This is a genomic window from Micromonospora chalcea (assembly GCF_002926165.1).
In the GTDB taxonomy this organism is placed as follows: domain Bacteria; phylum Actinomycetota; class Actinomycetes; order Mycobacteriales; family Micromonosporaceae; genus Micromonospora; species Micromonospora chalcea.
The window spans coordinates 1-25,607 of the sequence record NZ_MAGP01000093.1 but is presented as its reverse complement, the minus strand read 5'-3'; the positions used below and the strand labels follow the sequence as shown (position 1 = coordinate 25,607).

The following is a 25,607-nucleotide window of genomic DNA, read 5'->3' as shown; positions in this document are numbered from 1 at the left end:
GTGACTCGGGTCGAAGGGATGGGATTGCCGACGGCATCTGGGCCGGGCGGGGGTGCATAGACCTGAAGCCGAGTGGTGGTACCGGCGGCGGCTTCCGGCTGGTGACGTACGGCAGCAGGCGGCCACCCGAGTGGTGGCCGCCTGACCGACGGTTGCTACGCCGCGATCGCCAAAGGCGCGAGCGGGCTTGATGGATTGCGGCGTTCTGAGGCTGGCGGTGGCGGCCGACCGGAGTGGTGGGCGCGATGCCGTCGCGGACGCGTCAGACGAGCGCGAGAGGAAGAGAAGAGAAGAAGCCCTTAGGCTATTCGGCCTCCCGGAGGCAGGGCCCGACGTGTCAGACCTGGCCATCTGTCAGGCCCTGACAGCCGAGCCGCCGCGATGCCGGCAGCTCGGCGGCAGCGCCAACAAAGGCGTCTATGGTCGCCGTAGCACGAGGACGTCCTCGTGTGCGATTAAGTGCATGGGAATGCCGTCGTCGCGGGCGCGGCGCACAGCCAGCAGCACGAACATGTTGGCCCGGTGGACGATATGCCCATCGCGGACAGCAGCGAGCATCGCGGCACACCTCTGCACCGGAATCAGCCCGACCGACCGGGCGACGGTGAGCAGCTCGCCAGGCAGATCTATCAGGTCGTCGCGCTGGCGGCGCACCGGCCGGCTGGTGATCACGACGATCCCGCCGGGGCGCAGAAGCTGGTAGCTGGCGGCAAGGATCGCGGCGAACCCGTCGAGTAGACGCGACCAACCACCGTAGGCGAGGTTGCCGCTCTGCCGGTCCCCGTAGTGGTGGTGTCGCTTGTGCAGGCCTGCGCTCGTCGTCTGGACCAGTCCGTGAGTGCCGCGTCCGTAGGGCGGCGAGGTGAGCACGAGCGCGACTTGGCCGACTACGGGGGCGGGCACCAGGTCGAGCAGTCCGGTGGCGTCGCCGGCAAGCACCCGCGCGGTTCCGGGGGCGTTTTGCCCCGTGGCAAGAGCGATGTTGGCCTCGGCGATGGCGGTGTAGCGGGGTTCGATGTCGATGCCGAGTCCATGACGGCCGAGGTGCATGGCCTCGACCAATGTGGTCCCCGACCCACACATCGGGTCGAACACCAGATCCCCCGGTCGGCTGTAGGTGGCGATGGCATGGGCGGCCGTGTGGGGCAGCATCTTGGCCGGATGGCTCGACGTCGTCGGAACGTATCGGCCGCGCCGCTGGTCACGGGCGGGTATCTGGCAGGTCAGCCACACCGAGGTGATCGGCAGCGGTTCACCCATGGCTGTCGCCGCGCTGCGTGGTGCCTCGGGTCAGGATCAGCACGTCGGTGTGGATGTCGAGGTGCGTGCGCAGGCCGCGCCGGGGCGGTCGGTCAGCGGCCACGATGTGCTGCAGATACATCAGTCCGGTGCGCTTGGCGGCGACGACCACGTCGACAGGCAGGGCAAGGTCGTCGTGCGGCAGCAGCACCGCGACGCAGCCGCCAGGTAGCAGACTCGTGCGGCAGCGGGTGAAGAATTCCTCCGGTGCGGCCGCATGGTAGGGCGGCCAGCCGGAAACGATCAGCGTTGCCGGTTCCGGGCCCCGCTGTCCGGGACCCGCCAGGGTCAGATGGGCGCGGCGCTGTGTGCTGATGATCGCGCGGGCCAATTGCGGCCCCACCGCCAAGTCGATGATCAAGTTGGATGGGTGGCTGAGATTGTGGACCAGCCGCACGCCCATCGCGTTGGACATGGTCTCCCCCGCCTGCGGCGCGGGGACCGGCCACACGGTGATCGGCACGGGCGGGTCGCCGGGCACCACATCCCCTACAGGATCGGGTGCGCGACGTGGATTCTTGTTGGTCATAGGCACGGTGGCCCCCGGACCGGCGGACGTACTGACGATTCCCAGGGCCGCGCTGACAGGCCGATCGAACCACCCCCGGTCTGACAGGACCCATCACCCCGGCGGCAAGCGGCGCCAGGTCAGCAGGTCGACCCGCTCTGACCGGTGTGGGCCTGACAGGGTCGGACACGACCCGTCCGACCCTGACAACCGACTCTGGTGTCAGGCTGAGCTGTCCCAATCGAGGGCCTCGGGAACGTCGCACCAAGGCGACGTCCTCCGGTCGAGGGGACCTCACCGTGGCACCAACGACGCATGCAATGCCGACCCACACGGCGTTGAGCACCGCCGAGAAGGCGTTCGAGCTGCTGACCTGCGAACCCGCACCGCTGATGTTCGACGCCCGTCCGGTACCGGGCCTGCCGGACCGACCACTGCCGCTGGACGAGCTACGCACGTTGCTGCTGGGCGAGCATCACAGCAGCGACACCACCGACGTGCTGTGGCGACAGTTGGCCCACCACGCCCGCGAGTGGGGGCCGGCCTGGGTCGTAGGCGCGATCGGCGTCGCGCTCCCGGCGCTGACGCACCTTGCGGCAAGGATCAGCCGCGGCAGTCGGAGGCACGCCGACGATGTGGACTCCGAAGTCCTCGCTGGTTTCCTTGACGCTCTCCGCACCGCAGACCTGGCGCCGCCTCGGTTATGGCTCCGGTTGTGCTGGGCTGCCTGGCGCGCCGCAGTCGCGGTCGTCAAGGTCGACGATGGTGAGGAATTGCCACCCGACCTCGCTACCGGCTCGCGGACACCCAGAATGCCCTATGGGCATCCTGACCTGCTGCTCGGCCGGGCAGCTGCCGCTGGCCTGATCACCCCCGACACCGCCGAGCTGATCAGCGCGACCCGTTTCGGCGACGCCCTGATCGAGCACTTGGCCGGCGAGCAAGGGGTGACCGCACCTGCACTGCGGATGCGCCGGCGTCGTGCCGAGCACCTCGTGGCCGCCGCTGTCAGCCGGGGCGACCTGTCCGGCCCGATTCCTTCCGGGTACCGAGCTCAGAAGCACTGACCATGGCCGTCGAACCCTCCGGGGGCGGAGCGCCACGGCGTGAAAACCGCAAGGAACCGAGGCGCGCCTCTTCGGCACGGTAGGCGGATCCGCGCACCTGCTCCTCGTTCCGTCCCCGTCGGTCTCCGTACTCGGGCCGGTGCAGAGGGGCGATGCTCTCAGCGCAGGCGGCCAGGCTCGACCAGACCCGTTTCGTAGGCGACGATGACCAGTTGCGCCCGATCGCGTACCGCCAGTTTGGTCAGCAAGCGCCCGACGTGCGTCTTCACGGTGGCCAGGCTGAGACCGAGGTGCGTGGCCAACTCCGCGTTGGACAGGCCCCGGCCGATCAGCGTGAGCACCTCACGTTCCCGCTCGGTCACCCCGTCCAGCCGTGGTGGCAGCGGCCGGGCCGGTTCGGGCCGACGGGCGAACTCGTCGATGAGCCGCCGGGTCACCGTCGGCGCGAGCAGCCCTTCTCCGGCGGCCACCACCCGGATGCCGGCCAGTAGTTCCGCCGGCGGGGTGTCCTTGAGCAGGAACCCGCTGGCTCCGGCCCGCAGTGCCCCGTAGACGTACTCGTCCAGGTCGAACGTGGTCAGGATGACGACTCGGGTGCCGGCGATGGCGGGGTCGCCGCAGATCCGCCGGGTCGCCTCGATGCCGTCCATCTCCGGCATCCGCACGTCCATCAGCACCACGTCCGGCCGGTGCTCGGCGGCCAGCGCCACAGCTTCCACGCCGGTGCCCGCCTCGCCGACAGTGGTGAAGTCCGGCGTCGAATCGACCAACAGCCGGAAACTGCCGCGCAGCAGCGCCTGGTCGTCGGCGATCAGCACCCGGATCACGCGGCCACCCGATAGGGCACGCGCGCCGTCACCGCGTAGCCGCCGCCGGAGCGTGGCCCGGCGTGGAACTCACCTCCGTGCGACGTCACCCGTTCCCGCATGCCGATCAGCCCGTGCCCCGTCCCGCCGGACAGCACAGGCCGGCGGCCGTCGTCGGTCACCTCGACCCGGACCTCGCGAGGCGTGACGGTCACCGTCGCCCGGCAGGCGGCCGGCGCCGCGTGTTTCACCACGTTGGTCACCGCCTCCTGCACGATCCGGTACACCGTCAGTCCCACCGACTTTGGCACCGCGCCGGCCGGTTCCTCCCGCCGTACGTCGAGCCGAACGTCCACCCCACCGATCGCCGCCTGCCGGGCGAGCACGGGCAGCTCGTCCAGCCCGGGCACCGGGGCGTACGGGGTGTCCTCACGCAGTATGCCGAGCACCCGGCGTACATCGGTGAGCGCGTTGCGGCCGGTCTCCTCGATCACCCGCAGTGCGGCCCCCGCCTCGCGGGGGTCGGTCTCGGCGACGTGGTTGGCGACTGCCGCCTTCACCACGATGAGGCTCAAGGTGTGGGCGACCACGTCGTGCAGTTCCCTCGCCACCCGTAACCGCTCCTCGGCGACGGCCTGCCGGACCACATGCTCACCCTGCCGGGCGGCGAGGGCGCGTCGCTCACGGACCAACCAGCCGATCGCCCAGGCGGGCGCGATCATGACGGCGGCGTAGACGACGGCACCGGTCCGCGACCAGAGATCACCAGCGGTCAGCGCCAGCGCGACGCTCACCAGCGCGAGACAACCGGCGGCGCTGAGCAGCGAACGGCGGGTGGCTGTCGACGCGCCCACCGTGTAGAAGGACAGACCGACGGCGACCGCCGGAGCGGCAGCGGCGAAGTTGGGGATCACGCCGGTGACTAGGGCTGCTGCGGTGCTGCCGCTGATCATGACGGCGACGGGGACCGGCCACCGTCGCCGGACGGCCAACGGCAGCCCGAGAGACGTCCCGACGAGCACGGACACCCAGAGCGGCTCGCGTACGCCACCGTGCAGCGGTGATTCCAGGGCCGCGTACGGGCAGAGCAGCCCGCCGACCGCCACGGCGAGCACGGCGTCCACGACGTACAGGTCCGCCGGCCGCAGCCGCCGGGTCAGCAGGGGAGCTGTCACCCGCACGACGGTATCGGCCGGCCGGGTCCGATGCGTCCACCTGCGGGCGGTCATCCCGGAGGACGACGTACCGGTGATTCCGGCTCTCCGCCTCCACCCGGCGGAGGGCCGGAAAGTGTCCACGCCGGCACGACGCGCGCACCCCGCACACCGGGCACCGTGGCGGCCATGACCACACACACGGTGACCCTGACGGGGCTACGCGCGGTGTACGGCACCGGGACCCGGCGGGTGACGGCGCTCGACGGCGTGACGACCGGCTTCGCGAGCGGCACGTTCACGGCGGTGATGGGCCCCTCGGGCTCGGGCAAGTCCACCCTGCTGCACTGCGCGGCAGGGCTGGACCGCCCGGCCGAGGGGACCGTCACCATCGACGGCACCCGCCTCGACGACCTGGGTGAGGACGAGCTGACCCGGCTGCGCCGCGATCGGATCGGATTCGTGTTCCAGGCGTTCAACCTGGTGACCACCCTGACCACGGCGCAGAACGTCGAGTTGCCGCTGCGCCTGGCCGGCCGCCGCCCGCCGGCCCGGGACGTCGCCGCCGCGCTCGACGCCGTGGGGCTGGCTGACCGGGCCGGGCACCGGCCGGGTGAGCTGTCCGGTGGCGAGCAGCAGCGCGTCGCGGTGGCCCGGGCGTTGATCACCCGCCCGGCGGTGGTCTTCGCCGACGAGCCGACCGGCGCGCTGGACAGCGCGGCGTCCCGGCAGGTGCTCCGACTGCTGCGCGCACTGGTCGACGACCAGGGGCAGACCGTCGTGATGGTGACCCACGATCCCGCCGCCGCCGCGTACGCCGATCGGGTCCTGCTGCTCGCCGACGGCCGCGTCGTCGACGAGATGGACGGCGAGATCACCGCGGCGGTGGTCGCCGCGCGGATCGCCGAGCGGGAAGCCCGCCCGTCCGAGCACGCGGCCGCGCCTGCGGGGCCGTCGTGTTGAGCATCAGGCGGTCGGTCAGCGCGTTCGTGGCCGTGGCCATCGGGGTCACGCTGGTCGCGGCGGCCACCCTGCTTCTCGCCTCCGGGCGCCCGCAGGTGCCGGATCGGCTCGCGCGGGCGGCGGTCGTCGTGCAGAGCCCCGAAGCGGGCGCATCGCCGGACTCGTTCGTGCCGACGCGGCCCTGGTCCGCCACCACGACGGCGAAGCTCGTCGGCCGGCTGGCCGCCCTGCCCGGTGTCGCGGCGGCCGTGCCGGACCGGACCTTCTACGCGCAGCCGCTCGTCGACGGTCGCCCCGCGGGCACCGATGGACGGCGGGAGGACGCCCACCAGGGGCACGGCTGGGCCAGCGCCCGACTCGGTGGACTGCGCCTCACCGCCGGCGAGCCGCCCCGCAGGCCCGGCGAGGTGGTGGTGGACCGTGCACTCGGGCTGCGCCCCGGCGTGCCGGTGACCCTGCTGACGGCGGCAGGCCCGCAGGCGTACACCGTCACCGGCCTGGTCGACGGGCCCGGCGTCCATGTCGCCGACGAGGTGGCCGCCACGCTCGCGCCCGGCGTCCGGGCCATCGGGCTGGTGCTCGCGGCGGGCGCGGACCCCGAGCGGGTCGCCACGGCGGCTCGCGGAATCGTCGGCGCGGACGGATCGGTTCTGACCGGCGACGCGCGTGGCGCCCTGGAGCCCCGCAACGACGCCCGCACCCGCTGGATCGGCATGCAGGTGCTCACCGCCACGGCAGCCCTCGCCGGCTTCGTCACGGTGTTCGTGGTCGCCTCCACCTTCGCGTTCACCGTCGCGCAGCGCCGCCGTGAGCTGGGCCTGCTGCGCGCCGTCGGCGCCACCGGGCGTCAGGTCCGCCGCATGGTGTACGGCGAGGCGCTCGTCGTCGGCGCCGCGGGCGGGATCGCCGGCCTGCTGGTGGGCGGCGGCCTCGCACCGCTGCTGGGTCGGCTCCTCGTCGACACCGGCTTCGAACCGTCGACCTTCAAGGTCGGGTACGAGCACTGGCCGGTCGCGCTCTCGCTCGTCGCCGGGCCGGTGATCTCGCTGCTGGCAGTCTGGTCGGCCTCGCGCCGGGCGGCCCGGGTCCGACCGCTTGAGGCGTTGCGCGATGCCGCGGTCGAGCAGCGACCGATCGGGCGGCTGCGCATCGCCACCGGCGCGCTGCTCGTCGCGGTGGGGGGCGCTCTCAGCGTCGGGACGGCGACCGCCGGCGAGGCCCGCGTCGCGGCGCAGTACGCCCTGTACGCGGTGATGGCCCTGGTGGCCGGTGCCACAGTGCTTGCTCCGGCGGTCGTCGGCCCGCTGGTGCGGATGTTGCGGTGGCCGGTGCGCCGACCGGGTGGCGCGATCGGGATGCTGGTCCGGGCCGGGGTGTCGACCGCGACCCGGCGGACCGCTTCGATCGCCGCCCCGGTGCTGCTCACTGTTGCGTTCGCGGTGCTTGTCGCCGGAATGGTGCGGACCACCACGGCTGCCTACGCGGCGGGCCGGGCCGACAACGTCAACGCCGGCTGGATCGTCGTGCCCGACCGCGCACCAGGCCTGTCGGACCAGGCCGTAGCGGCAACCCGGGGCACCGCCCTCCTCCCGACGACGGTCTACGAGAGCGACCCGAACTCGCCGCCGGCGAACCGGCCACTGACCGCGCTCGGCGTGGACCCGGCGGGCTTCGCCGCCGCGAACCGGGCGCTCACCGTCGTCGCCGGTTCACTGAACGACCTGAGCGGCGACGACACGGTGGTCCTCCCCGCCTCGGCGAACCGGCAGCCGGCCGAGCCGTACGCGCTGGTCTTCGCCGATGGGGAGTCGGTGTCGCTGCGCGTCGTCGCCGTCGTCACCGACGACTCGATCCCCGGCGACCTGCTCCTGCCACGATCCGTCGTGCGGGCACACGACCCCTCGGCGCTCACCTCCACGGTGTACGTTGAGGACCGGATCGATCCTCCAATCGGAGCACGGATCGTCGACGTGCCCGGGTGGGCGGCCGAGGCGGACCGCGCCGAGGACCGCCTCGTCTGGCTCTTCACGCTGCTACTGATCGCTGTCTCGGCCGGCTACGGGGCTGTCGCGGTGGCGAACACGTTGCTGATGGCCGCCGCCGGCCGGGTGGCCGACCTGCGGCTGATCCGGTTGGCCGGTGCGACCCGAAGGCAGGTCATCTGGCTGGTCACGGCCGAGTCCGCCCTGGTGGTGCTGATCGGTGCACTGCTCGGAGGGGCTGTCGCGTTCGTCGGTCTGCTGAGCATCCGTGCCGGCCTCGCCGAGCAGGCCGGCGTACCGGTCGACCTGGTGCTGCCGTGGTCCGTGGTCGGCGGGGTGGTGGGCCTCTGCCTGCTCCTGGCGGTGCTGGCGAGCGCACTGCCGACCTGGCGGTCACTGCGTCCCGGTCCCGCGCGGTCTCCCGTCGGCATCGTGGGGTGAACCCGTGCCACAGTCACCGTGCTCCTTCTCCACTGGACAGAGGGAGCTGGTGCTCCCCGGGGACGGACATCGGGTCGAGACGCCCGACGACGGGTGCGGCAGAGGACTGGTGCTGCCGCGCCTGCAGGCCGGGAGTGGGGATGGCCGAAGTGTGTTGCGCCGTGCCTGTGGCTGAGCTTCGAGGTGCCGCCCCGGCTGGCCCGAGCAGGGCCAAGGATCGAGTCGTCGTCCGCTCACTGACTGGTCGTGTCAGGGCGTGACAGGCGGCAGCCGGGTTCGATCTGTCTAACAGCGCAGTTCTGGGCGATGCATGCCTTCCATGGCATGTCCGCCCGGCGGAGGTCGTTCGCGTGGCGGGTCTGAGGTGAGTTCGGCATGGCCGGCGCGGCGTACTGACACCGCGATCCCTGCGCTAGACCGCGAGGGAGGAGCGCCCCCACCGACCCACACCGGTCCCTCCCCGAGGTCCCCGCCGGGCGGCACACAGAACCGTTCTGGAGTGCCGTCATGCACCTGAAGCTGTCTGTCCTGTCGGAGATCGCCGCCGCGCCACAGCCGGTAGCGGTCAATTCCATCAATCAGGTCATCTCCAACATCACCGGCTGGATCATGGGCATCATCGCACTGGTCGCGACGATGTTCCTGGTCATCGGAGGTCTGCGTTACATGGCCGCCGGCGGTGACCCGGCCCAGGTCGAGCAGGCCAAGGGCAACTTCAAATCTGCGTTGGTCGGCTACGCCTTGGCGGTGTTGGCCCCGGTGATCCTGCAGGTGTTGCAGGGCATCCTCGGCGGCTGAGGATGACCACCTGGGTGATGAACGATCTGGTCCGCTGGCTCGCCGAGCGAGTAATCGATCTTCTCGGTGGCCTGCTGGCCTTCCTGACGTCCTCGATCTTCGTGGCGCCGGATGTGACAGGGCTGCCGCAGGTGCAGTCGATCGCCGGGAAAAGCGCCCTCGTGGTCGACGCCTGCTTCATCCTCGCGATCATCGCCGCGGGCGCCGCGGTCATGCTGGGCGACACCGTCGAGACCCGCTACACGGTCAAGCAGCTCGTGCCGCGGCTCGTGGTCGGGTTCGTGCTGTCGGCGTTCGCGGTTCCGTTGACCGGCGTGCTCATCGAGGTGGCGAACGCGTTGACCACGTCGCTTGCCGGCGTGGACGCCCCGACGACCGAGGCGGTCACGTTCGTCAAGGCGCGGCTCGCTTCCGCGGTGGGTGACCCGAGTTCAGGCCTGCTGATGCTGATCATCGGGCTGCTGATCGTGGTGCTGATGTTCCTGCTCGTCGGCGGCTGGCTGACCCGCATCGCGGCGCTGGTCGTGTTGGCCGGTGTCGCGCCGGTGGCCTTGGCGTGCCACGCGACCCCTTGGACAGAGCGGGTCGCGCAGTTGTGGTGGCGGTCGGTGCTGGGCTGTCTGGCCACCCCGACGATCCAGGCGGTCACCTTCTCGGCCGGCGTCAACCTGGTGATCGATCCGCGGGGGAACCTGCCGGTCCTGCTCGGCCTGCCTGGCTCCGACACCCTGAACCTGCTGCTCGTGGTCGTCGTGCTGTGGATGACGGTCAAGGTTCCGAGCCTGGTGCGGCGGTTCTCCGGCCAGCAGGGCCGCAGCGTCGGCATCGGCGGCGTCGTCCTGCGAACGGTGGCCCTGCAGGGAATGACCCGCAACCTGGGCCGACTCAGAGCCGCCCCGGTCCGGCGCACGCCGCTGGCGTCGAGCAACCCCATCCGCCCGCCCTACCGCCACATGCCCGGCGTCTACCCCAGCCCGGAGTGATCAATGAACAGTCTGGATGATGCGGTGCCGCGTGCGGTGGTGCCGGCCAACGTCAACGAGCCGGACCGGGTCGCGTTCGGGCTCACCTTCCGTCAGCTCGGCATCATCGGCGGCGTCGGCTTGGCCGCTGCCGGTGTCTACCGCTCGTTCGGGCATCTGCTGCCGCGGCCCGTGTGGCTCATCGTTGGTGCTGTCGTGTTCGCTGTCGCGGTCGTGGTGGCGCTCGGCCGCCGCGACGGCCTGCCGTTGGACGTGTGGCTGCGGCACGCCTTCACGCTCTCTCACAGCCCTCGCATGCTGACACCCGGGACGGCTCGCGCGGTCCCGGTCGCGGCGGTGGAGGCGAAGCCGATCGTGCCGGCGCTGTTGCGGTCGCCGGTGACGGCGGTCAGCCCCGCTGGTGTGCTCACCAGCGGGGGCAGCGACAAGGTGGTGATCGCCTGCGGCACCACCAACATTCACCTGCGCACCGGCGGTGAGCAGGGCGCGTTGCTGGACGGCTTCGGCCGGTTCCTCAACGGCCTGACCGGGCCGGCGCAGATCATCGTGGCCGCGCAGCGCCACGACCTGGCCGCACACGCGCAGGCCGTCGCCGATCACGCCCGGCGCCTGCCGCACCGGGCGCTGCAGGCCGCCGCCGAGGACCACGCCCAGTTCTTGCTGAAGCTCGACGGCGACCGGGATCCGTTGCGCCGGCAGGTCCTCGCGGTCGTCACCGGCGCGCGAGCGGGCGACACCGCGGTGCGGGCGTTGTCCGGGCTCGGCGTGCACGCCTCCGTGTTGGACGGGCCTGCGGTGTGCGCCGCGCTCGCGGGCGCGGTCGACCCGTTCTCCCCACCGGCACCCGGCCCCCGCGCGGTGCCCGGCGTCCCCATCACCTTGCGGAGCAGCACATGAACCTGTTGAAAACCCCCAAGATCAGTGTCCGAGGCACCGAGGGTATGCCGGGACCGGCCGCGTTGTCGGTCACTCCGTCGCATGTGCGGGTTGGTGACGGGTACGCCGCCACCTACGTAGTGTGTGGCTACCCGGCGGAGGTCGGCCCGGCGTGGCTGGACCCGCTGCTGTCCTACCCAGGACGCGTCGACGTCGCCGTGCACCTGGACCCGGTGGTGCCGCAGTTGGCCGCGCCGATGCTGAAGCGGCAACGCGCCCGCCTCGAATCCTCCCGCCGCCTCGACGCCGACGCCGCGCGGCTGGGCGACCCGATGGTCGACGCCGCCGCAGCCGACGCCGCGGACCTGGCCGAGCGTGTCGCCCGCGGGGCGGCGAAGCTGTTCGAGGTCGGCATCTACGTCACCCTCCACGCCCGCACCCTCGACGACCTCGCCACCCTCACCGCTGGGGTGAAGTCGGCGGCGGCGAGTGTGCTGCTGGACCTGCAGCCGGCGACGTTCCGCCATCAGCAGGGCTGGCTCTCGACGCTGCCGGTCGGTGTGGATCCGCTGCGGATGCGCCGCGTGCTGGACACCACCGCTCTCGCGGCGGCGTTTCCTCTCGCCTCGCCGGATCTCCCCGCCCCCACCCCCGGCGACATAGCCCCTGCGGAGGGGGTGTTGTACGGGGTCAACACGACCTCCAACGGGGTGTTGGTGTGGAACCGGTGGGGGCAGGACAACCACAACTCGGTCGTCCTCGCCCGCTCCGGGGCGGGCAAGAGTTACTTCGTCAAGCTCGATGTCCTGCGCAACCTGTATCAGGGCACGACCGTCAGCGTCATCGACCCCGAGGACGAGTACACGCCGCTGGCCGAGCACGTCGGCGGCACGGTCGTGCAGCTGGGCGTGCCCGGGGTGCGCATCAACCCGCTTGACCTGCCCGACGACCGGCGGCCGGACACGCTCACTCGACGTGGTCTGTACCTGCATACGCTGATCGCGGTCATGCTGGGCGCGGCGCCGCCGCCGGCCGAGCGCGCCGCCCTGGACCGGGCCATCACCGCGACCTACGTCCGCGCCGGCATCAACGCCGACCCGGGCACCTGGACGAAGCCCGCTCCCCTGCTGCGCGACCTGGCCGAGGTGCTCGCCGGGGACGATGATCCGGCCGCGGGGCAGCTGGCCGCCCGGCTTGCTCCCTGGACGGTGGGGAACTTCGCCGGGCTGTTCGACGGGCCTACCACCACCGTCCCGCACGGGCACCTGGTGGTCTGGTCGCTGCGGCACCTGCCCGACGAGCTGCGGACCATCGGCACGCTGCTGGCGCTCGACTCGATCTGGTCGGGCATCGACACCCCGCCAGCCGGCACTAGCCGGGGTCGGCATCTGGTGGTGGTGGATGAGGCCTGGCTGCTGATGCGCGACGGTGAAGGCGCGCGGTTCCTGTTCCGGATGGCGAAGGCGGCCCGCAAGCGGTCGGCGGGGTTGTGCGTCGTCACGCAGGACGCGGCTGATGTGCTGTCGACCGACCTGGGGCTCGCCGTGGTGTCCAACGCCGCGACGCAGGTGCTGATGCGCCAGAGCACCCAGTCGATCGACGCTGTCGTGGAGGCGTTCAACCTCACTGCGGGTGAGGCGCGGCTGCTGCTGGCCGCGCCCCGGGGCGAGGGGTTGCTCGTCGCGGGCCGGTCGCGGATCCCGTTCCGTGCCGTCGGGTCGGCCGCGGAGCACACGATCGCCGTCACGGGCATCGGGGAGACCGAGTGACCGCCACCCCGGGCTGGCCCGCCGAGATAGGGCATTGGGTGCTCGCCCGGCCGTGGCTGGCCTTCGTCGCTGCCGCGATCGTTGTCGCGGCGGTGTTCGGGCATGACCAGGTGCTCGCCTGGCGGCATCGGCGGTTCACCGCTGGCGCGCGATGGCTGACCATCGCTGCCCCACCGCAGGTCACCGCCGAGGCCGCTGCAGCGTTCTGGACCACCCTCACCGGCGTCCTCACGCCGTCGGTGTGGCGCCGCCGGGTGTTCGGCTACCCGCATGTCGGCTGGGAGTACACGTGGACCGGCCGCGCGCTGACCATCCGGGTCTGGGTGCCCGGCACGGTGCCGCCCGGAGCGGTCGAGGCCGCAGTCCGCGCGGCCTGGCCCGCCGCCACCATCACCACCACAGATGCCGCCGCGCCGATCCCGCCGCAGGTCGGTGAGGGGGTGGGTGGGGCGCACTGGCCGCAGCACCCCGATGGGCTGCCGCTGCGCAGCGACCACGACACCGATCCGCTGCGGGCGCTGCTCGCCGCCGGCGCCGAGGTCGGCCCCCGCGAGCACGCCTGCGTGCAGGTCCTCGCCCGGCCAGCGCGAGCCCGCCGCGTCCGCGCCGCCCGAAGGGCGGCGGCAACCGCCGCCACCCACCCGCACGGGCGGCCGGATCTGGCCGCGCGGGCGGTGTCGGGTGCGGCGAGGCTGGCCGTCGAGCCGCTGCTGTGGCTGCTCGACGTGTTCACGCCCGGCCCGTCCAGGCCGTCGCGCGGCTCGGCTGCGGCGGGCCGGGTGGCCGAGCGGGATCCGGTGGCCACTGCCGAGGCCCGCACGGTCGTGGAGAAGGCGGTGCGGGTGCCGCACTTCGAGATCGCGGTTCGGTTCGCCGTCGCCCGCGACCCGGCCACCACATCACCGGATGCGGGGCGGGCCCGGCAGACCCGTCAGCGGCTGATCGGGCTGGGACAAACCATCGCCTCGGCCGCCGCCACGTACACCGGACCGAACCGGCTACGGCGCATGAAGATGCCCCACCCGGTCTCCACCCTCGCCGGGCGCCGGTTACGGCGAGGGTTCCTGGCCACCGTGGCGGAACTCGCGGCCCTCGCCGCGCTGCCGCAAGACCTCGCCGTGCCCGGCCTGGACCGCGCCCGAGCGAAGGCTGTTCCGGCGCCCGTGCAGGTTCCCGGCGGTGGGCGTGGCGTCAAGATGCTCGGCCGCGCGCAGATCGGCCGCCACAAGGTCGGGTTGACCGTCACCGACGCCCGCCAGCATCTGCACGTGGTCGGCAAGACCGGCGTCGGGAAGTCCACGCTGCTGCTGAACATGATTCTCGGCGACATCAAAGCCGGCCGCGGCACGGTGGTCATCGACCCGCGCGGAGACCTGATCACCGACATCCTCGACCGGCTCCCCGCCACCTCCGCAGACAAGATCGTGATCATCGACCCGGACCAGGAGAACCCGGGCTGCTTCAACCCGCTCGATGACCGGGGCGACCCGCACCTGGCGGTGGACAACCTGGTGGGGATCTTCGCGAAGATCTTCCAAGGGCAGTGGGGGCCGCGGATGGACGACACGATGCGGGTGGCGTGCCTGACGCTGATGCGCCACGCCAAACCGACGCTGAGCCTCGTGCCGTCGCTGTTGCAGGACAAGGACTTCCGGGCCCGGTTCACCCACGGCCTGGACGACCCGGACGGTCTCGGCGGGTTCTGGGTCTGGTACGACGGCATCAACGAGCAGTTCCGCGGGCAGGTCATCGCCCCCGTCCTCGCCCGGCTACGCGCGTTTCTCCTGCGCGACTTCGTCAAGTCGGTCATCGGCAACGCGCACAGCTCCTTCGACATGGGCCGGGTCCTCGACGGCGGGGTGCTGCTGTGCCGGCTGCCCAAGGGGGTGCTCGGGGAGGAGACGACGCGGATCCTGGGCTCGCTGATTGTCGCCCGCGTCTGGCAGGCCGCCATCGCCCGCGCCAGCATCCCGGAGGACCAGCGCCGCGACGCCGTGCTGTACATCGACGAGTGTCAGAACTTCCTGACCCTGCCCGGCTCGGTCGGGGACATGCTGGCCGAGGCACGAGGGTTCCGGCTGGGTCTGGTGCTGGCGCACCAGGACCTGGCGCAGCTCCCGAAGGATGTCGCCGCAGCAGTGTCCGCCAACGCCCGGTCGAAGCTGTTCTTCAACGTCGACCCGGCCGACGCCCGGGAACTGTCGCGCCACACCAAACCGGAGCTCGACGAACACGACCTCGCCCACCTCGACGTCTACACCGCCACCGCGCGGCTGCTGGTCGGCAACCGGGAGCTGCCGTCGTTCACGTTCACCACCAACCCGCCGGCGGACGTGGTGGGTGAGGCGACCGCGATCCGTCAGGAGTGCGCCGCAGCCCACCGCCGCGCCGACGGTGAGCCGCCGATGCAGCAGATCGCCCGATCGACGATGAAACGGCGCATGGCCGGCCGCGAGCGCTGAGCAAAGGCCTGCTCGTTTCGGGCCTCGTCCGGGTGCTGCGGTGAGGGCTCGCTTGGGGGTGTCGGCGAGACGAGACCTCACCCGAGCCCTCCCCCGCCGACCTGTCAGGCACCTGAACTGCCCATACCCGGCCCGCCGTCAGCCTGTCCGCGAGATCAACTCGTCCAGACTCCCTACCGGGACTCTCTCCGCAGGGGTACCCATGCCGCAATCACGCTCTGCTGACCTGCTGGCCATCTACCCGCACATCACCAGCCGGGACCGGCAGCTGCTCCAACTCCTCGACGACCATCACGTCCTGACCACCGATCAGATCCACCAGCTGTTCTTCCTGGCCCGACGTACCTGCCAGATCCGCCTCAGCGAGCTGTACGGGCTGGACCTGCTGGACCGGTTCCGGTTCGCGCGCACCGGCGGCGGCAGCCAGCCGTGGCACTGGACCCTCGGCCACAACGGACACCGGTTCCAGGCCGCCGCCCACGAACGACCCGAGCCGACCGCCCGGGCGAGCCGGCAAGCCGTGCAACGGGTGTCGGCCAGCCCGACCCTGACCCACCTGCTCACCGTCAACGAGTTCTTCGTCCGGCTCAAGACCCACACCCGGCGCCATCCCGAGGCGCGTCTGGACCGGTGGTGGTCGGAGCGCACCACCACCCGGCAGTTCCGCACCATCACCGCCGACGGCCACGGCATCTGGACCGCCGCCGGCGCCAGCGTCGGGTTCTGGCTGGAGGCCGACACCGGCACCGAGCCGCTGGGCCGGCTGATCGGCAAACTCGACCGCTACGCCACCCTGACCCGACGCGTCGGCATCCGGTACCCGGTGCTGTTCTGGCTCGGCAGCGCCGCCCGGGAGGAACACCTGCACCGGCTCCTACGCGGGCGACGCGGCGACGTACTCGTCGCCACCGCCACCCACGAGACGGACCCAGCCGAAGCGGTGTGGCTGCCGGTCGGCGCCACCGGCCGAGTCGGGCTCGCGCAGCTACCCACCGACCACGGTCAGCCGGTGGCGGACAACCCCAACTTCGACGACGGAGTCTTCGTCCTCTGACACGACCTGTCAGCCGACCAGCCGGAACCTGTCACCGCAGGTGAAGCACATGATCACGATTACTGGTCGAGGGCGTGCTGTCAGGTCACGGCGCTACGGTGCAGCTTCTTCTCTTTTGTTCGCACCGCAGCACGTCTGTTCTCCCCGGATCTGCCCGCCAGCGGGTCACCCCTCAGCCCACCATCCGGTCGGCCCCGTGACCCCGCCCCGCGCCATTCCCGGCAGTACTCCGCCACAGACGCCGCATCCCGGTGGCACCACCACACCCGCAGTCGAACCGCGCCTTCGCGAAGGGAGCACCCCGTCATGCCCGCACCCACCAACACATCCCTCACCGACCAGGTCATCACCGTCTGCTTCGCCCCCGGCCAGGACGCCGACTGGTTCGCCGCCTCAGAAAAGGTCCACGACCTCCTGCAAGCCAACGGCACGCCGTCGCGCCGCTACCGCGTCCGACACCGCCGCCTCATCGGCTGGCTGACCCGCTTCATCGGCTACTACCTGCTCGACGCCGCCCGCCGCTTCGGCGCGATCACCATCGCCGCCGGCGGCCGCAAGAGCCGCCTCGACCTGACCGGCACCGCCGCCACCGCCGCACACAACGCCGCCCTGCGCTGGCGCACCTGGCACACCCACGTCGCCGCGACCACTCCCCCGGCCCGGCCTTTCGAGGACTACCTCGCCCAGCACCACACCGACCCCGCCAAGGTCAGCGCCCACGAGGCCCGCCGACGCTTCGAGCAGCAACCCCGCGTCCTGGCGATGCTCGCCCACCACCTCGACCCGTACGAGCTGCCCGCATACCAAGCCGGCGAAGCCACCTACACCGGCCTGCACTGGCGCATCGCCCTGGTCGGCGATGCGCTGATCACCACCGACGGTCGCCTCCTCACCCCGGCAGGCGGCTCCGTCGCCGACCGGTTCCGCTTCCTCAACGACGCCTGCGCGTACCTGCGCAGCCTCGACCCACGCGCGCGGCTGTGCGCCGTCACCATCGCCTGACACCCCTCGACCCGAAACACCACGGCCGGTCGCAGCCCTGCTGCGACCGGCCTTCGCCATGTCCCACCGTTGGAAGGAGACCCCTGATGTTCCTGACCGATCCGGTGCTGCGGCGTATCGCCGCCGACACCAACGACGTCCTGCCCGAGCAACAGTGGCGCCACGACACCGCCACCGACGAACCGATCGGCGACCTCGCCCGCCTCCTGCACAAGGCCGCGCTTGACTTCACCGAGAGCACCACCAACTTCGACCAGGCCCTCACCAGGCTGGGTGCACTCGCCGAAACAGGCCGACGAGGACTGGCTGCGCACGCTGGCCTCTCCGTCCCCGGTCACCACCAGGTTGTAACCGATGCTCTCGCCGCCCGCGAGCGGCACGCCGTCCTCGGCGTCACGCTCACTGCCTGCTACCGAGCCTGGCGCAACCACCGGCCGATGAACGAAGGCGACGAGCGACACGTGCTTCTGCGGCGTTGCGACCCGTCGCGTGGCGTGGCGACCCTGCAGCGCAAGGATCCGGACACGTGGCTGGTGATACCCGACGCCGAAGCCGCCGCCGTCTTCGACATCCCCTACCCGGAGCGCATCGTCGGCGAGGTCACCCGCACCGAACGGGGATGGGCGCCGACTGCCTACGTCGCCCGTGCGCATCAGGTTCCGCTCGCCACGGTGTATTCCCTGCCGATCCGGGGTGAGCTCACCTCGGCCTGCCGGACGCTGCTGCGCTGGTGGAACCTGCGCCACTCCGACGCCTGGCACAACCGCACTCCCGCACAGCTCACCCCCGCCGAACTCGCCCACCTCACCGACTGACGCGGGGCAGCGTGATGCCGCACCTCAACCTGGTCGAGCGGTGGATCACCGCGGCGACCGGCCGCACCCTCGACCAACACGCCGTCGACCCCATCCCGGCCGCCGCGCACCTGCCCGAGGCCGCCGACGATCTCCGACACCTACGCGACGAGCTGCTGCTCGCCGTCGACCACCTGCGCACCAGACTCCTCAACGAAGACGACCTACATGCATCCGCCGCCGCCATCACGGGATCGGCGAAGACGATCCAGAACCTGGCCGGCGAGTACGGCAACACTCGCGCTCGGATCGACGCCCTCATCGGCGACGAGACGCGGACCGCCTACGCGCTGACCCACCCTGGGCAGCAGGTACGTCGGCGCTACGTCGACCCCGGCGACACCGTGCTGGTCGTTCTGCCGCACACCGACTCCTGCCGCGCGCTCAACCTCGCGGGACAGACCGCCCACGTCAGGGTGGGCAGCTCCGACGCCAGGTTTCGGCCGCCCGGCAGCGTCAGCGCGGTGCGGCTGTCCCACAGCGACGCCGGCATCTACCGGGACCGCACCGAGGGCCGCCTCTACATGCTGCAGCTCGCAGCAGGCGCGCCCGCCACCTCAGGCCGGTAATCGACCGGTCTCATCGCGGCGCCCTTCACCGGCGACGAATGGCACACCTCGCACGGCACGGCGCTCCCGACGCGCGCCGGCCGCCCCGGTTATCACCCGCGACCCCGGCTCACCATCCGGGCGGCCTCACTCGCGCCGCTATCCGAACTACGTCCCCAAGAGAGGAACCCCATGAAAGACCTGTCCCTGACGCCTGCAGCGCAGGCTGTCCTCGACGCCCTGACCGATCTCGGTCAGGGTGACGTGCACGAGTTGGCCGACCGCGCCGGAAAGGCTCGCTCGACCACCGACAAGGCACTCAAGACCCTGGCCGACGCCGGCTTGATCGTGCCGGTGGACACGGACGCCGATGCGGCCGACGGCGCGTCCACCCGGTGGGCCCTGCCCGCCCCGGACGGCGCCGCCGCTGCGGAACCGGACGCTGCCGTCGATCTCGGCGACCAGCAGACCGCCGCCGCGGACGAGAGCGAGCAGCTCATCGGATCGAATCTCGACACTTCGGCGAGCGAACCTGCCAACGTCGGCGCAGCTGATCCATCCCGCGACGACCACGCGAACAAGGCGCCGGATGAGGCGGGAGACGAGACCGATCACGACGACAGCCGCGGACGCGACGACGACAGCAGCGAGGCCGGTGAGAGTTCCGCCGTCGTTGCGGTGCAGCCAGCGCGGCCCGGTGACCGCAAGGTCATGGCCATCAAGGGAGTCCTGGCCGACTACGGCGACGCTGGCGCCACCATCGACCTGATCGTGGTCGAGAGCGGCATCGGACACGCCACCGCGTCCCGGCTGCTGACCGCGATGGAGCAGGCCGACGCCGCCCGTCGACTGCCCGGCCTACCCGAGCGGTGGGTCGCCGGCCCGACCAGAGCCAGTGAGGTGGACCCGAACCCGGAGCCGCCCCGCTGCCCGCTGTGCTCCCAGGTCATCCGCGGCCAAACGAGCATGCCGATCGCCGCAGCGGCGGTGCTGCCCCTGATCCGACCGGACGGCACGCTGCACGTCGTCGACGCAGACGGCGAGACCCACGTCGTCGCCATGCCGCTGCGCGCACCCGGCCGCACGCCGCGCGTCGCCCGCAGCACGGGCCCGCGCGGTGACGGGACCGTCAACGCCGACGGCAGCCCACCGTTCAGCCGAGGCGAACTGGAAAGACTCACCCTCGACGTCCTGGCCGCCAACCCCGGCCAGCAGATGACCCCGCAGGACATCGCCACCGTGCTCGCCGGCCAACTCGGCCGCGCGATCAGCTCCGGGGCCGTACGGAACAACTGCACCAAGGCCGCCGCCAGCGGCCGAATCGTCCTGGTCTCCGACGCGCCGCTGACCTTCGTCCACCCGGCGCAACCCGACAGCGACAACCCCGTCGAGACCGACGCGGGCAGCACCGACCAGTCCTGACCAACGCCACTCCCCTGCGGGGGCCGAGCCGCGTGCTCGGCCCCGCCAGCACATCGAGAGGAGAATCCGTGCCGCACGAACTCGAGACCTACACCGACGGAACAACTGCCTTTGCCAGCGCACGCCTGTCGGCCTGGCACCAGCTCGGCACCGTCACCCAGGAAACGATGAAGGCCGAAAAGATCATGACCGCCGCCCGCCTCGGCGACTGGGGCGTCCGCACCATCCGCACCGTCGGCATCGACATCGTCAACGGCGTCGAGGTACAGGTCCCCGCCGACGACAAGCGAATGACCGTACGCCGCAACCCGGTCACCGGCCAGACCGAATACCTGGGCATCGTCGGTACCGACTACACGGTCGTCCAGAACGAACAGTGCGCCGAGATGCTCGACCGCCTCGTCGATCAGGTCGGCGGCGCCCACTTCGAAACCGCCGGCAGCCTGCGCCGCGGCAAGAGCGTGTTCGTCACGATGAAGCTGCCCGACGCGATGGAGATCGCCGGGGTAGACCGCCTCGACCTGTACCTCATCGGCACCACCTCCCACGACGGCAGCGCCGCCCTGCGGGTAGACGCCAGCCCAATCCGGGTGGTCTGCGCCAACACCCAACGCGCCGCCTTCCAGCACGCCGTCGGCCACTACACCTTCCGGCACACCTCCAACGTCAACTCCCAGATCAGCCAGGCCCGCGAAGCCCTCGGCCTGATGTGGACCTACATGGAGACCTTCGAGAAAGCCGCCGAACGGATGCTCAACGCGGAGCTGACCATCCGCGAGTTCGAAAACGTCGTCGCGCAGGTATGGCCGGTCAAGGACACCGCGTCCGAGCAGGCCAAGAACAACGCCAAACAACGCCTCGGCACCCTCAAGTACCTGATCCGCGAGGCCGACACCCAGAAAGCCATCACCGGCAGCCGGTGGGCCGGATACCAGGCCATCACCGAATACCTCGACCACTACCAGCCCGCCAAGAACGACCTCGTCCGCGCCAACCGGGTGCTGACCGGCAACACCGGCGACCTGAAAGTCGCCGCCTTCGACCTACTGAAGATCTGACCGCCACACCCATAGCCGCCGGGGCAGCGGTCACCCGCGCCGCTGCCCCGGCCCATAGGAACGGACACCTCACGTGACGCCGCCCAGCACCCGAAGGCTCGATGCATACCAAAGGATCCGCCGATGACCGGCCACCTCCGCCACCCCCGCGATCTACGGCAGTCGGTATGTGGCCTACCCGCCACCGACGTGCAGCGGTGGGAAACCGACAACCCGCCGCGCATCGACTACACCTGCGAAACAGCCACACCCTGCTGCCCGAGGCCGCCCGACCCGACGACGCCAACCATCCGCCGGGCGACGCCACGCTCATCGACACGCTGCGACGCATCGTCACCGCCCGGCAGTACGCCAAGATCGACGGCGTGCTTGTGGACGTGTGGTCCGCCAGCGTCACTGTCCTCATCTGGGACAAGCTTCGCGAGGACAAACGGCAGCGGCTACTGACCCTGCCATCACACGAGCTGATCCTCCGATGCATCGCGATCTACAGCCACATCACGAGGGACCAGACAACTAAGGACCGGTCCAGGCACGACCGAGGTACAGGGGTGTGAGGTCAGCCGGTGTTGACACGCCTCACGTTCATCGGCTGATCGAGCAATTTGAGGTGGCCGCCCACGTGGGCGGCCCACGGTCATTCTCCGCTTCACCACCTTGGAAGCCCTCCGCGCACCTGTCCGCTCCGCCGCCGGTGAGCGCGCTCCTGTCGGCGTACGGCTTCGAGTGCAGAGCCAGGTACGGCACCGGGTACGCAGCAGCTATCGACGTCTGCAAGTGCGGCTGCGGCTCGCGGCCGAGCTTGCTCTGCAACGATCAACTACAGCCAGCAATGTTGGTCGACCCGGCAGTGCGCGGATCTGCCGATGTGAGTGCATAGTTCCATTGCTCAACTCGCCCGATCCGCAACGATCTGGACTGTATTCCCGTTGCCGGGATACTCGGCCTGAAGGTCGCCGTCGAACAAGCGCCAGCAGAAGTCGTTCATCCGGGCAGCGGCGGGGGCGTGTCTGGCGATGATTTCCCCTACGGGCGGCGGCAGGTCCGGTGGGATATCGCCGGCCGCACATCGGCGCACAAACTGGTCGCGTGCGACGGGACCGCCGCCGACCGGCCCGGGCACCCCGCATACCGAGGTGGCCAGCCAGTTCACCAGCCGCATGGAAGCATAGTCGGCATCGTGACCGGCATTGCGGGCAGCGAAGTGGCGCTCGGCGTCCGACAGGTCGAAGCGCGGTGAGGTGGCGAGCCCGAAGTCGACGAGGTAGAGCCGCTCTTCGTCGGCCCGGATATTGCCGAAGTGTCCGTCCAAGTGCAGCATCTCGCGGTTACGTAGAAACGCCACCATCTCGAACAGCTGCCGCTCGACCGCCGCGGCTCTGCCGACCGGGTCGCTCAACCAGCGAGGCAGCTCGTCGGGGAGATGTTCGAGGAACAGCACCAGGCTCGCGGTGGCGCCCGCCAGCGCTTCGAACCGCGCACGCACGGCCTGGTTACCGCCGAACTGGGCGACGACGGCGTCGATGTCGAGGTGCTCGGCCGCGACCGGCGGGCGGCCGGGCAGCACCCGCCAATGGTGCAGCAACGGGAACGATTCCGACTCGCCAGCGAGGACGCCCTCAGTGACGCTCTGGTTCGCGGCCAGCTCGCGCCACGCGCCGAAGCCCGGACCAGCCAGGCGGTACATGCCGTATTGCCAACGGACTGGCATGCCGAACAGGTTCGCCGTGCTGTGCGGATGAGCCAGCTCCCGGTCGGTGATCGGGACCCGCTTGACGAACACGGGCACGCCGTCGACATCGGCGATCGAAGAGCTGCCGCCCACGCCCACGCCGTCGAGTGACGCGGCCCGCAACAACGCTGCCAGTTCACCATCGGTGCACCCGGCCAGCAGCGCCGCGACGCCGTCATGGCGGGAACGTCGCGTGAGGAGCACCGCTGCATCATGCCATCGAGCGACAGCCCTTTGACACGGTGCGAAGCGGTCTCCTTCGCCAGACCAATTGACGCGCCCGATCGGACAGGGACGGTTCTGAACGGGTTCGGAGCATGCTGGCAGGGCGCCATGACAACTCCCCGTTATGCCGCGATTCGGGCGAAGGCCCACCTCCGCCGGTTACTCATCGTAAGCAACGGACGTGCGTCGCCGGGGCGGACCGGCACCCCAAGGTCCCCAGCGCCACTCGCCCATGCCTGCACATTTGGCGTACCTGGCTCTGCACCGGAACCCGTACACCGACAGCTCCCGGCTGTCCCTGTCCGATCAGCTATCCCCAGCCGTATTGAAAGGCCGCCGCCATGACCAGAGCCATCACCGGCATTGTCAGCCTCGTCGTCGTTGCCTGCCTCGGCCTGCCCATGCTCCTGCTGACGGCCGTCATGGGCGGCGGCTCCAAAGGGTGCGGCGCCGCCGCTCTACCCAACATGCATCCCTCCGGGCGACCGCCTACCGTCGGTGCCTGGGATGTCGAGCAAGTTGACGTAGCCGCGATCATCATCGACATCGGCGTCACCAAAGGCGTCCCTCGATGGGGCTGGGTCATCGCTGTCGCCGCCGCCATGCAGGAATCCCGCCTCCGCAACCTGCCGCATCTAAGCACCCGCAACGACCACGACTCCATCGGGGTGTTCCAACAACGCCCCAGCCAGGGATGGGGCACCGTCGCGCAACTGTCTGAACCCGCCTATCAAGCAGGCAAGTTCTTCGACAAGCTCCTCACAATTTCCGGCTGGGAATCGATGCCGCTTACTGAGGCCGCCCAGGCGGTCCAAGCCTCGGCCTACCCCAACGCGTACGCCACATGGACCAACGATGCCCTCCGCCTAGTGGAGCAGCTCACCAGCACCCTCCCTGACTGCACCCCCGACGCACTGGCCGCCCTACCGGCCGGATTCACGCTGCCCTCCGACACCCCGCCAGCCGTGACAACCGCAGTGTTCTGGGCCGCTGCCCAACTCGGCACGCCCTACCACTTCGGCGGCACGTGCACCGACCCCCACGCCAACGAACCCCACAAACAGTGCGACTGCTCATCCCTGATGCAAGCCGCCTACCGAGCAGCCGGCATCTCCATCCCCCGCATCACCACCGACCAAGCCAATGCCGGCACACCAGTAGCTAGCCCGACGCGCCTGCTACCCGGCGACCTCATCCTGATCCCCGGCAGCAACGGCACCCTGGCCCACCCACGCCACGTCGGCATGTACCTCGGCGAAGGACTCATCATCCAAGCCCCGCAGACCGGCGACGTCGTCAAGATCACTCAACTGAGCAGCTGGAACGACCAGATCGCCAAGATCCGACGGATTGTCAAGGAGCCGGCTTGAGAAGGGCACGTTCCTGGGTTCGGGACAGTCGATGCCGCCAGATGCCGCTTGCCGGGTGCCTTGGCCCTCGCATCTGCTCAACCATCGACTGAAGTGCGACTCGACGATCCAGTCTAGACACCCACGACGAAGGGTCGGTAGACGCGGATTGGCGCGCGGATCGCGGCAGAACCGTGCATCCGATCTTGGCCCCTCAACGACTCGTCTGCAGGTCGCGGTGCTGCCGGGACTATCTCGGCTTGCACCAACGTCTCGTTCCCGCGGCAGCACATCACCGCGTAGGCTGCAGCGCCGTGAACGCCACCGTCGTTGTCTCGATCGCCGGACTCATCGCTACCACCACCGTAGGGGTCCTCTCCCCGGTTCTGCAGGGCCGATTCGCAGCACGGAACGCGGCCCAAGCCAGGCGCTACGACCAGCAACTGAGCGTCTACGCCGACGCGATGCAGTTCGCCTACGCGCGCAAGCAGCAGCTGGAAATGTCAGGTGATCCGGATGATCCGTACGAGACGAACCGAGCGAGCCCGGACTGGACGACAGCAGCCACGATCGGCGGTCGACTCCACTTACTCGGCACGGGCGACCTCATCAAGAAGTGGGATGCGTTCCAAGATGCGGACTCGGCGCTACGCTGGCACGCGCTCGAGGAAGCCCCAGTAGACGAGCATGGCCAGCCGGAAGTGGAGCCCGACGATCCATATTTGGTCGCATTCAACACCGCCGGGGGCTGTCTCGCTAACGGTGTTTCCGGCGATCTTGGTTAGTAAGTTTCAGCGGCGGGGAAGCGGTCGCTGAAGGTGATGGCGAAGGCGTTCAACGCGGGTTTCCAGCGCATCGTCCATCGGGTTCTGCCTGCTCCGGTGGGGTCCAGGGACCTTGTCACCAGGTATAGACACTTCAACGCGGCCTGCTCGTTGGGGAAGTGGCCGCGGGCTTTGACGGCCCGCCGGTAGCGGGCATTGAGCGACTCGATCGCGTTGGTGGAGCAGATGACTGTGCGGATTTCCAGGTCGTAGTCCAGGAACGGGATGAACTCGGCCCACGCGTTGTCCCACAGCCGGATCACCGCCGGATACCGGCCACGCCACTTGTCGGCCAGGTCGTCGAACGCCGCCCGGGCGGCGTTCGACGACCTGGCCGACAAGTGGCGTGGCCGGTATCCGGCGGTGATCCGGCTGTGGGACAACGCGTGGGCCGAGTTCATCCCGTTCCTGGACTACGACCTGGAAATCCG

General features: G+C 70.5%; 22 protein-coding genes and 2 pseudogenes. 18 read left to right on the top strand and 6 right to left on the bottom strand.

What is annotated here, in order from left to right:
- Positions 1 to 417: 417 nt before the first annotated feature.
- Both BAW75_RS09215 and BAW75_RS09210 read right to left on the bottom strand, forming a co-directional pair.
- A complete protein-coding gene (locus tag BAW75_RS09215; RefSeq protein ID WP_104113277.1) occupies positions 418 to 1,260 on the bottom strand; it encodes a TRM11 family SAM-dependent methyltransferase in 843 nt (280 codons plus the stop codon).
- Positions 1,253 to 1,828: a hypothetical protein gene (locus BAW75_RS09210; RefSeq protein WP_244206050.1), complete on the bottom strand. Its 576-nt coding sequence runs from the start codon at positions 1,826 to 1,828 to the stop codon at positions 1,253 to 1,255. Before BAW75_RS09210 ends, BAW75_RS09215 begins: the two co-directional genes overlap by 8 nt.
- Before the next feature lie 317 nt (positions 1,829 to 2,145).
- Between BAW75_RS09210 and BAW75_RS09205 the strand changes: the two genes are divergently transcribed.
- On the top strand, positions 2,146 to 2,874 hold the full coding sequence (locus BAW75_RS09205) for a hypothetical protein (protein WP_225980530.1): 729 nt from the start codon (positions 2,146 to 2,148) through the stop codon (positions 2,872 to 2,874).
- A gap of 158 nt (positions 2,875 to 3,032) precedes the next feature.
- Here BAW75_RS09205 and BAW75_RS09200 read toward each other — a convergent pair whose 3' ends face one another.
- Together BAW75_RS09200 and BAW75_RS09195 are read right to left on the bottom strand one after the other, a co-directional pair.
- Positions 3,033 to 3,701: a response regulator gene (locus BAW75_RS09200; RefSeq protein WP_104113275.1), complete on the bottom strand. Its 669-nt coding sequence runs from the start codon at positions 3,699 to 3,701 to the stop codon at positions 3,033 to 3,035.
- Complete coding sequence (locus BAW75_RS09195) at positions 3,698 to 4,855, bottom strand: sensor histidine kinase (protein ID WP_244206049.1); 1,158 nt, start codon at positions 4,853 to 4,855, stop codon at positions 3,698 to 3,700. Before BAW75_RS09195 ends, BAW75_RS09200 begins: the two co-directional genes overlap by 4 nt.
- Positions 4,856 to 5,023: 168 nt before the next feature.
- Between BAW75_RS09195 and BAW75_RS09190 the strand changes: the two genes are divergently transcribed.
- The 14 genes from BAW75_RS09190 (at position 5,024) to BAW75_RS09125 (ending at position 21,603) form a co-directional block, all read left to right on the top strand.
- A complete protein-coding gene (locus BAW75_RS09190) occupies positions 5,024 to 5,797 on the top strand; it encodes an ABC transporter ATP-binding protein (RefSeq protein WP_167435540.1) in 774 nt (257 codons plus the stop codon).
- Positions 5,791 to 8,220 carry an ABC transporter permease gene (locus BAW75_RS09185; RefSeq protein WP_104113273.1) on the top strand — a complete coding sequence of 810 codons (2,430 nt, stop codon included), beginning with the start codon at positions 5,791 to 5,793 and terminating at the stop codon, positions 8,218 to 8,220. Before BAW75_RS09190 ends, BAW75_RS09185 begins: the two co-directional genes overlap by 7 nt.
- A gap of 507 nt (positions 8,221 to 8,727) precedes the next feature.
- On the top strand, positions 8,728 to 9,018 hold the full coding sequence (locus BAW75_RS09180; RefSeq protein WP_104113272.1) for a pilin: 291 nt from the start codon (positions 8,728 to 8,730) through the stop codon (positions 9,016 to 9,018).
- A gap of 2 nt (positions 9,019 to 9,020) precedes the next feature.
- Positions 9,021 to 10,001 (top strand): conjugal transfer protein TrbL family protein, encoded by a 981-nt coding sequence (locus tag BAW75_RS09175; protein ID WP_104113271.1) that lies wholly within the window; start codon positions 9,021 to 9,023, stop codon positions 9,999 to 10,001.
- A gap of 3 nt (positions 10,002 to 10,004) precedes the next feature.
- Positions 10,005 to 10,898, top strand: a complete 894-nt coding sequence (locus tag BAW75_RS09170; protein ID WP_104113270.1) for a PrgI family protein — start codon at positions 10,005 to 10,007, stop codon at positions 10,896 to 10,898.
- Positions 10,895 to 12,646, top strand: a complete 1,752-nt coding sequence (locus BAW75_RS09165) for a VirB4 family type IV secretion system protein (RefSeq protein WP_104113269.1) — start codon at positions 10,895 to 10,897, stop codon at positions 12,644 to 12,646. Before BAW75_RS09170 ends, BAW75_RS09165 begins: the two co-directional genes overlap by 4 nt.
- The gene (locus BAW75_RS09160; protein ID WP_104113268.1) at positions 12,643 to 15,108 is read left to right on the top strand and encodes a type IV secretory system conjugative DNA transfer family protein; all 2,466 of its coding nucleotides are present in this window, start codon (positions 12,643 to 12,645) and stop codon (positions 15,106 to 15,108) included. Before BAW75_RS09165 ends, BAW75_RS09160 begins: the two co-directional genes overlap by 4 nt.
- A gap of 202 nt (positions 15,109 to 15,310) precedes the next feature.
- Entirely contained in the window at positions 15,311 to 16,162 is an 852-nt protein-coding gene (locus BAW75_RS09155) for a replication-relaxation family protein (RefSeq protein WP_104113267.1), read from the top strand.
- A 306-nt stretch (positions 16,163 to 16,468) separates the two neighbouring features.
- Positions 16,469 to 17,164 carry a hypothetical protein gene (locus BAW75_RS09150; RefSeq protein ID WP_104113266.1) on the top strand — a complete coding sequence of 232 codons (696 nt, stop codon included), beginning with the start codon at positions 16,469 to 16,471 and terminating at the stop codon, positions 17,162 to 17,164.
- Positions 17,165 to 17,250: 86 nt separating this feature from the next.
- On the top strand, positions 17,251 to 17,979 hold the full coding sequence (locus BAW75_RS09145) for a hypothetical protein (RefSeq protein WP_104113265.1): 729 nt from the start codon (positions 17,251 to 17,253) through the stop codon (positions 17,977 to 17,979).
- A 14-nt stretch (positions 17,980 to 17,993) separates the two neighbouring features.
- Entirely contained in the window at positions 17,994 to 18,587 is a 594-nt protein-coding gene (locus BAW75_RS09140; protein ID WP_104113264.1) for a hypothetical protein, read from the top strand.
- Between the two features lie 171 nt (positions 18,588 to 18,758).
- On the top strand, positions 18,759 to 19,988 hold the full coding sequence (locus tag BAW75_RS09135) for a MarR family winged helix-turn-helix transcriptional regulator (RefSeq protein WP_104113263.1): 1,230 nt from the start codon (positions 18,759 to 18,761) through the stop codon (positions 19,986 to 19,988).
- 68 nt (positions 19,989 to 20,056) lie between these two features.
- On the top strand, positions 20,057 to 21,046 hold the full coding sequence (locus BAW75_RS09130) for a DUF932 domain-containing protein (RefSeq protein WP_104113262.1): 990 nt from the start codon (positions 20,057 to 20,059) through the stop codon (positions 21,044 to 21,046).
- A gap of 197 nt (positions 21,047 to 21,243) precedes the next feature.
- On the top strand, positions 21,244 to 21,603 hold the full coding sequence (locus BAW75_RS09125; protein WP_225980528.1) for a hypothetical protein: 360 nt from the start codon (positions 21,244 to 21,246) through the stop codon (positions 21,601 to 21,603).
- 332 nt (positions 21,604 to 21,935) lie between these two features.
- On the opposite strand, the gene BAW75_RS09115 is transcribed toward BAW75_RS09125, so the two are convergent.
- A complete protein-coding gene (locus BAW75_RS09115; protein ID WP_166457694.1) occupies positions 21,936 to 22,982 on the bottom strand; it encodes a serine/threonine protein phosphatase in 1,047 nt (348 codons plus the stop codon).
- Between the two features lie 362 nt (positions 22,983 to 23,344).
- Between BAW75_RS09115 and BAW75_RS09110 the strand changes: the two genes are divergently transcribed.
- Together BAW75_RS09110 and BAW75_RS09105 are read left to right on the top strand one after the other, a co-directional pair.
- Entirely contained in the window at positions 23,345 to 24,373 is a 1,029-nt protein-coding gene (locus BAW75_RS09110) for a C40 family peptidase (RefSeq protein WP_104113260.1), read from the top strand.
- Positions 24,374 to 24,666: 293 nt separating this feature from the next.
- Positions 24,667 to 25,137 (top strand): hypothetical protein, encoded by a 471-nt coding sequence (locus BAW75_RS09105; protein ID WP_104113259.1) that lies wholly within the window; start codon positions 24,667 to 24,669, stop codon positions 25,135 to 25,137.
- On the opposite strand, the pseudogene BAW75_RS09100 reads toward BAW75_RS09105, so the two are convergent.
- Positions 25,134 to 25,502, bottom strand: a pseudogene (locus tag BAW75_RS09100) (transposase); the annotation flags it as partial. The gene BAW75_RS09105 and the pseudogene BAW75_RS09100 sit on opposite strands and share 4 nt — an antisense overlap.
- A gap of 13 nt (positions 25,503 to 25,515) precedes the next feature.
- Between BAW75_RS09100 and BAW75_RS33420 the strand changes: the two are divergent.
- Positions 25,516 to 25,607, top strand: a pseudogene (locus BAW75_RS33420) (transposase); the annotation flags it as partial.

Excerpts from the sequence above, each read along its gene's own strand:
- BAW75_RS09215 (WP_104113277.1), bottom strand. The coding sequence starts at position 1,260 with ATGGGTGAACCGCTGCCGATCACCTCGGTGTGGCTGACCTGCCAGATA.
- BAW75_RS09210 (WP_244206050.1), bottom strand. The coding sequence starts at position 1,828 with ATGACCAACAAGAATCCACGTCGCGCACCCGATCCTGTAGGGGATGTG.
- BAW75_RS09190 (WP_167435540.1), top strand. The coding sequence starts at position 5,024 with ATGACCACACACACGGTGACCCTGACGGGGCTACGCGCGGTGTACGGC.
- BAW75_RS09180 (WP_104113272.1), top strand. The coding sequence starts at position 8,728 with ATGCACCTGAAGCTGTCTGTCCTGTCGGAGATCGCCGCCGCGCCACAG.
- BAW75_RS09175 (WP_104113271.1), top strand. The coding sequence starts at position 9,021 with ATGACCACCTGGGTGATGAACGATCTGGTCCGCTGGCTCGCCGAGCGA.
- BAW75_RS09170 (WP_104113270.1), top strand. The coding sequence starts at position 10,005 with ATGAACAGTCTGGATGATGCGGTGCCGCGTGCGGTGGTGCCGGCCAAC.
- BAW75_RS09165 (WP_104113269.1), top strand. The coding sequence starts at position 10,895 with ATGAACCTGTTGAAAACCCCCAAGATCAGTGTCCGAGGCACCGAGGGT.
- BAW75_RS09155 (WP_104113267.1), top strand. The coding sequence starts at position 15,311 with ATGCCGCAATCACGCTCTGCTGACCTGCTGGCCATCTACCCGCACATC.
- BAW75_RS09150 (WP_104113266.1), top strand. The coding sequence starts at position 16,469 with ATGCCCGCACCCACCAACACATCCCTCACCGACCAGGTCATCACCGTC.
- BAW75_RS09145 (WP_104113265.1), top strand. The coding sequence starts at position 17,251 with ATGTTCCTGACCGATCCGGTGCTGCGGCGTATCGCCGCCGACACCAAC.
- BAW75_RS09140 (WP_104113264.1), top strand. The coding sequence starts at position 17,994 with ATGCCGCACCTCAACCTGGTCGAGCGGTGGATCACCGCGGCGACCGGC.
- BAW75_RS09135 (WP_104113263.1), top strand. The coding sequence starts at position 18,759 with ATGAAAGACCTGTCCCTGACGCCTGCAGCGCAGGCTGTCCTCGACGCC.
- BAW75_RS09110 (WP_104113260.1), top strand. The coding sequence starts at position 23,345 with ATGACCAGAGCCATCACCGGCATTGTCAGCCTCGTCGTCGTTGCCTGC.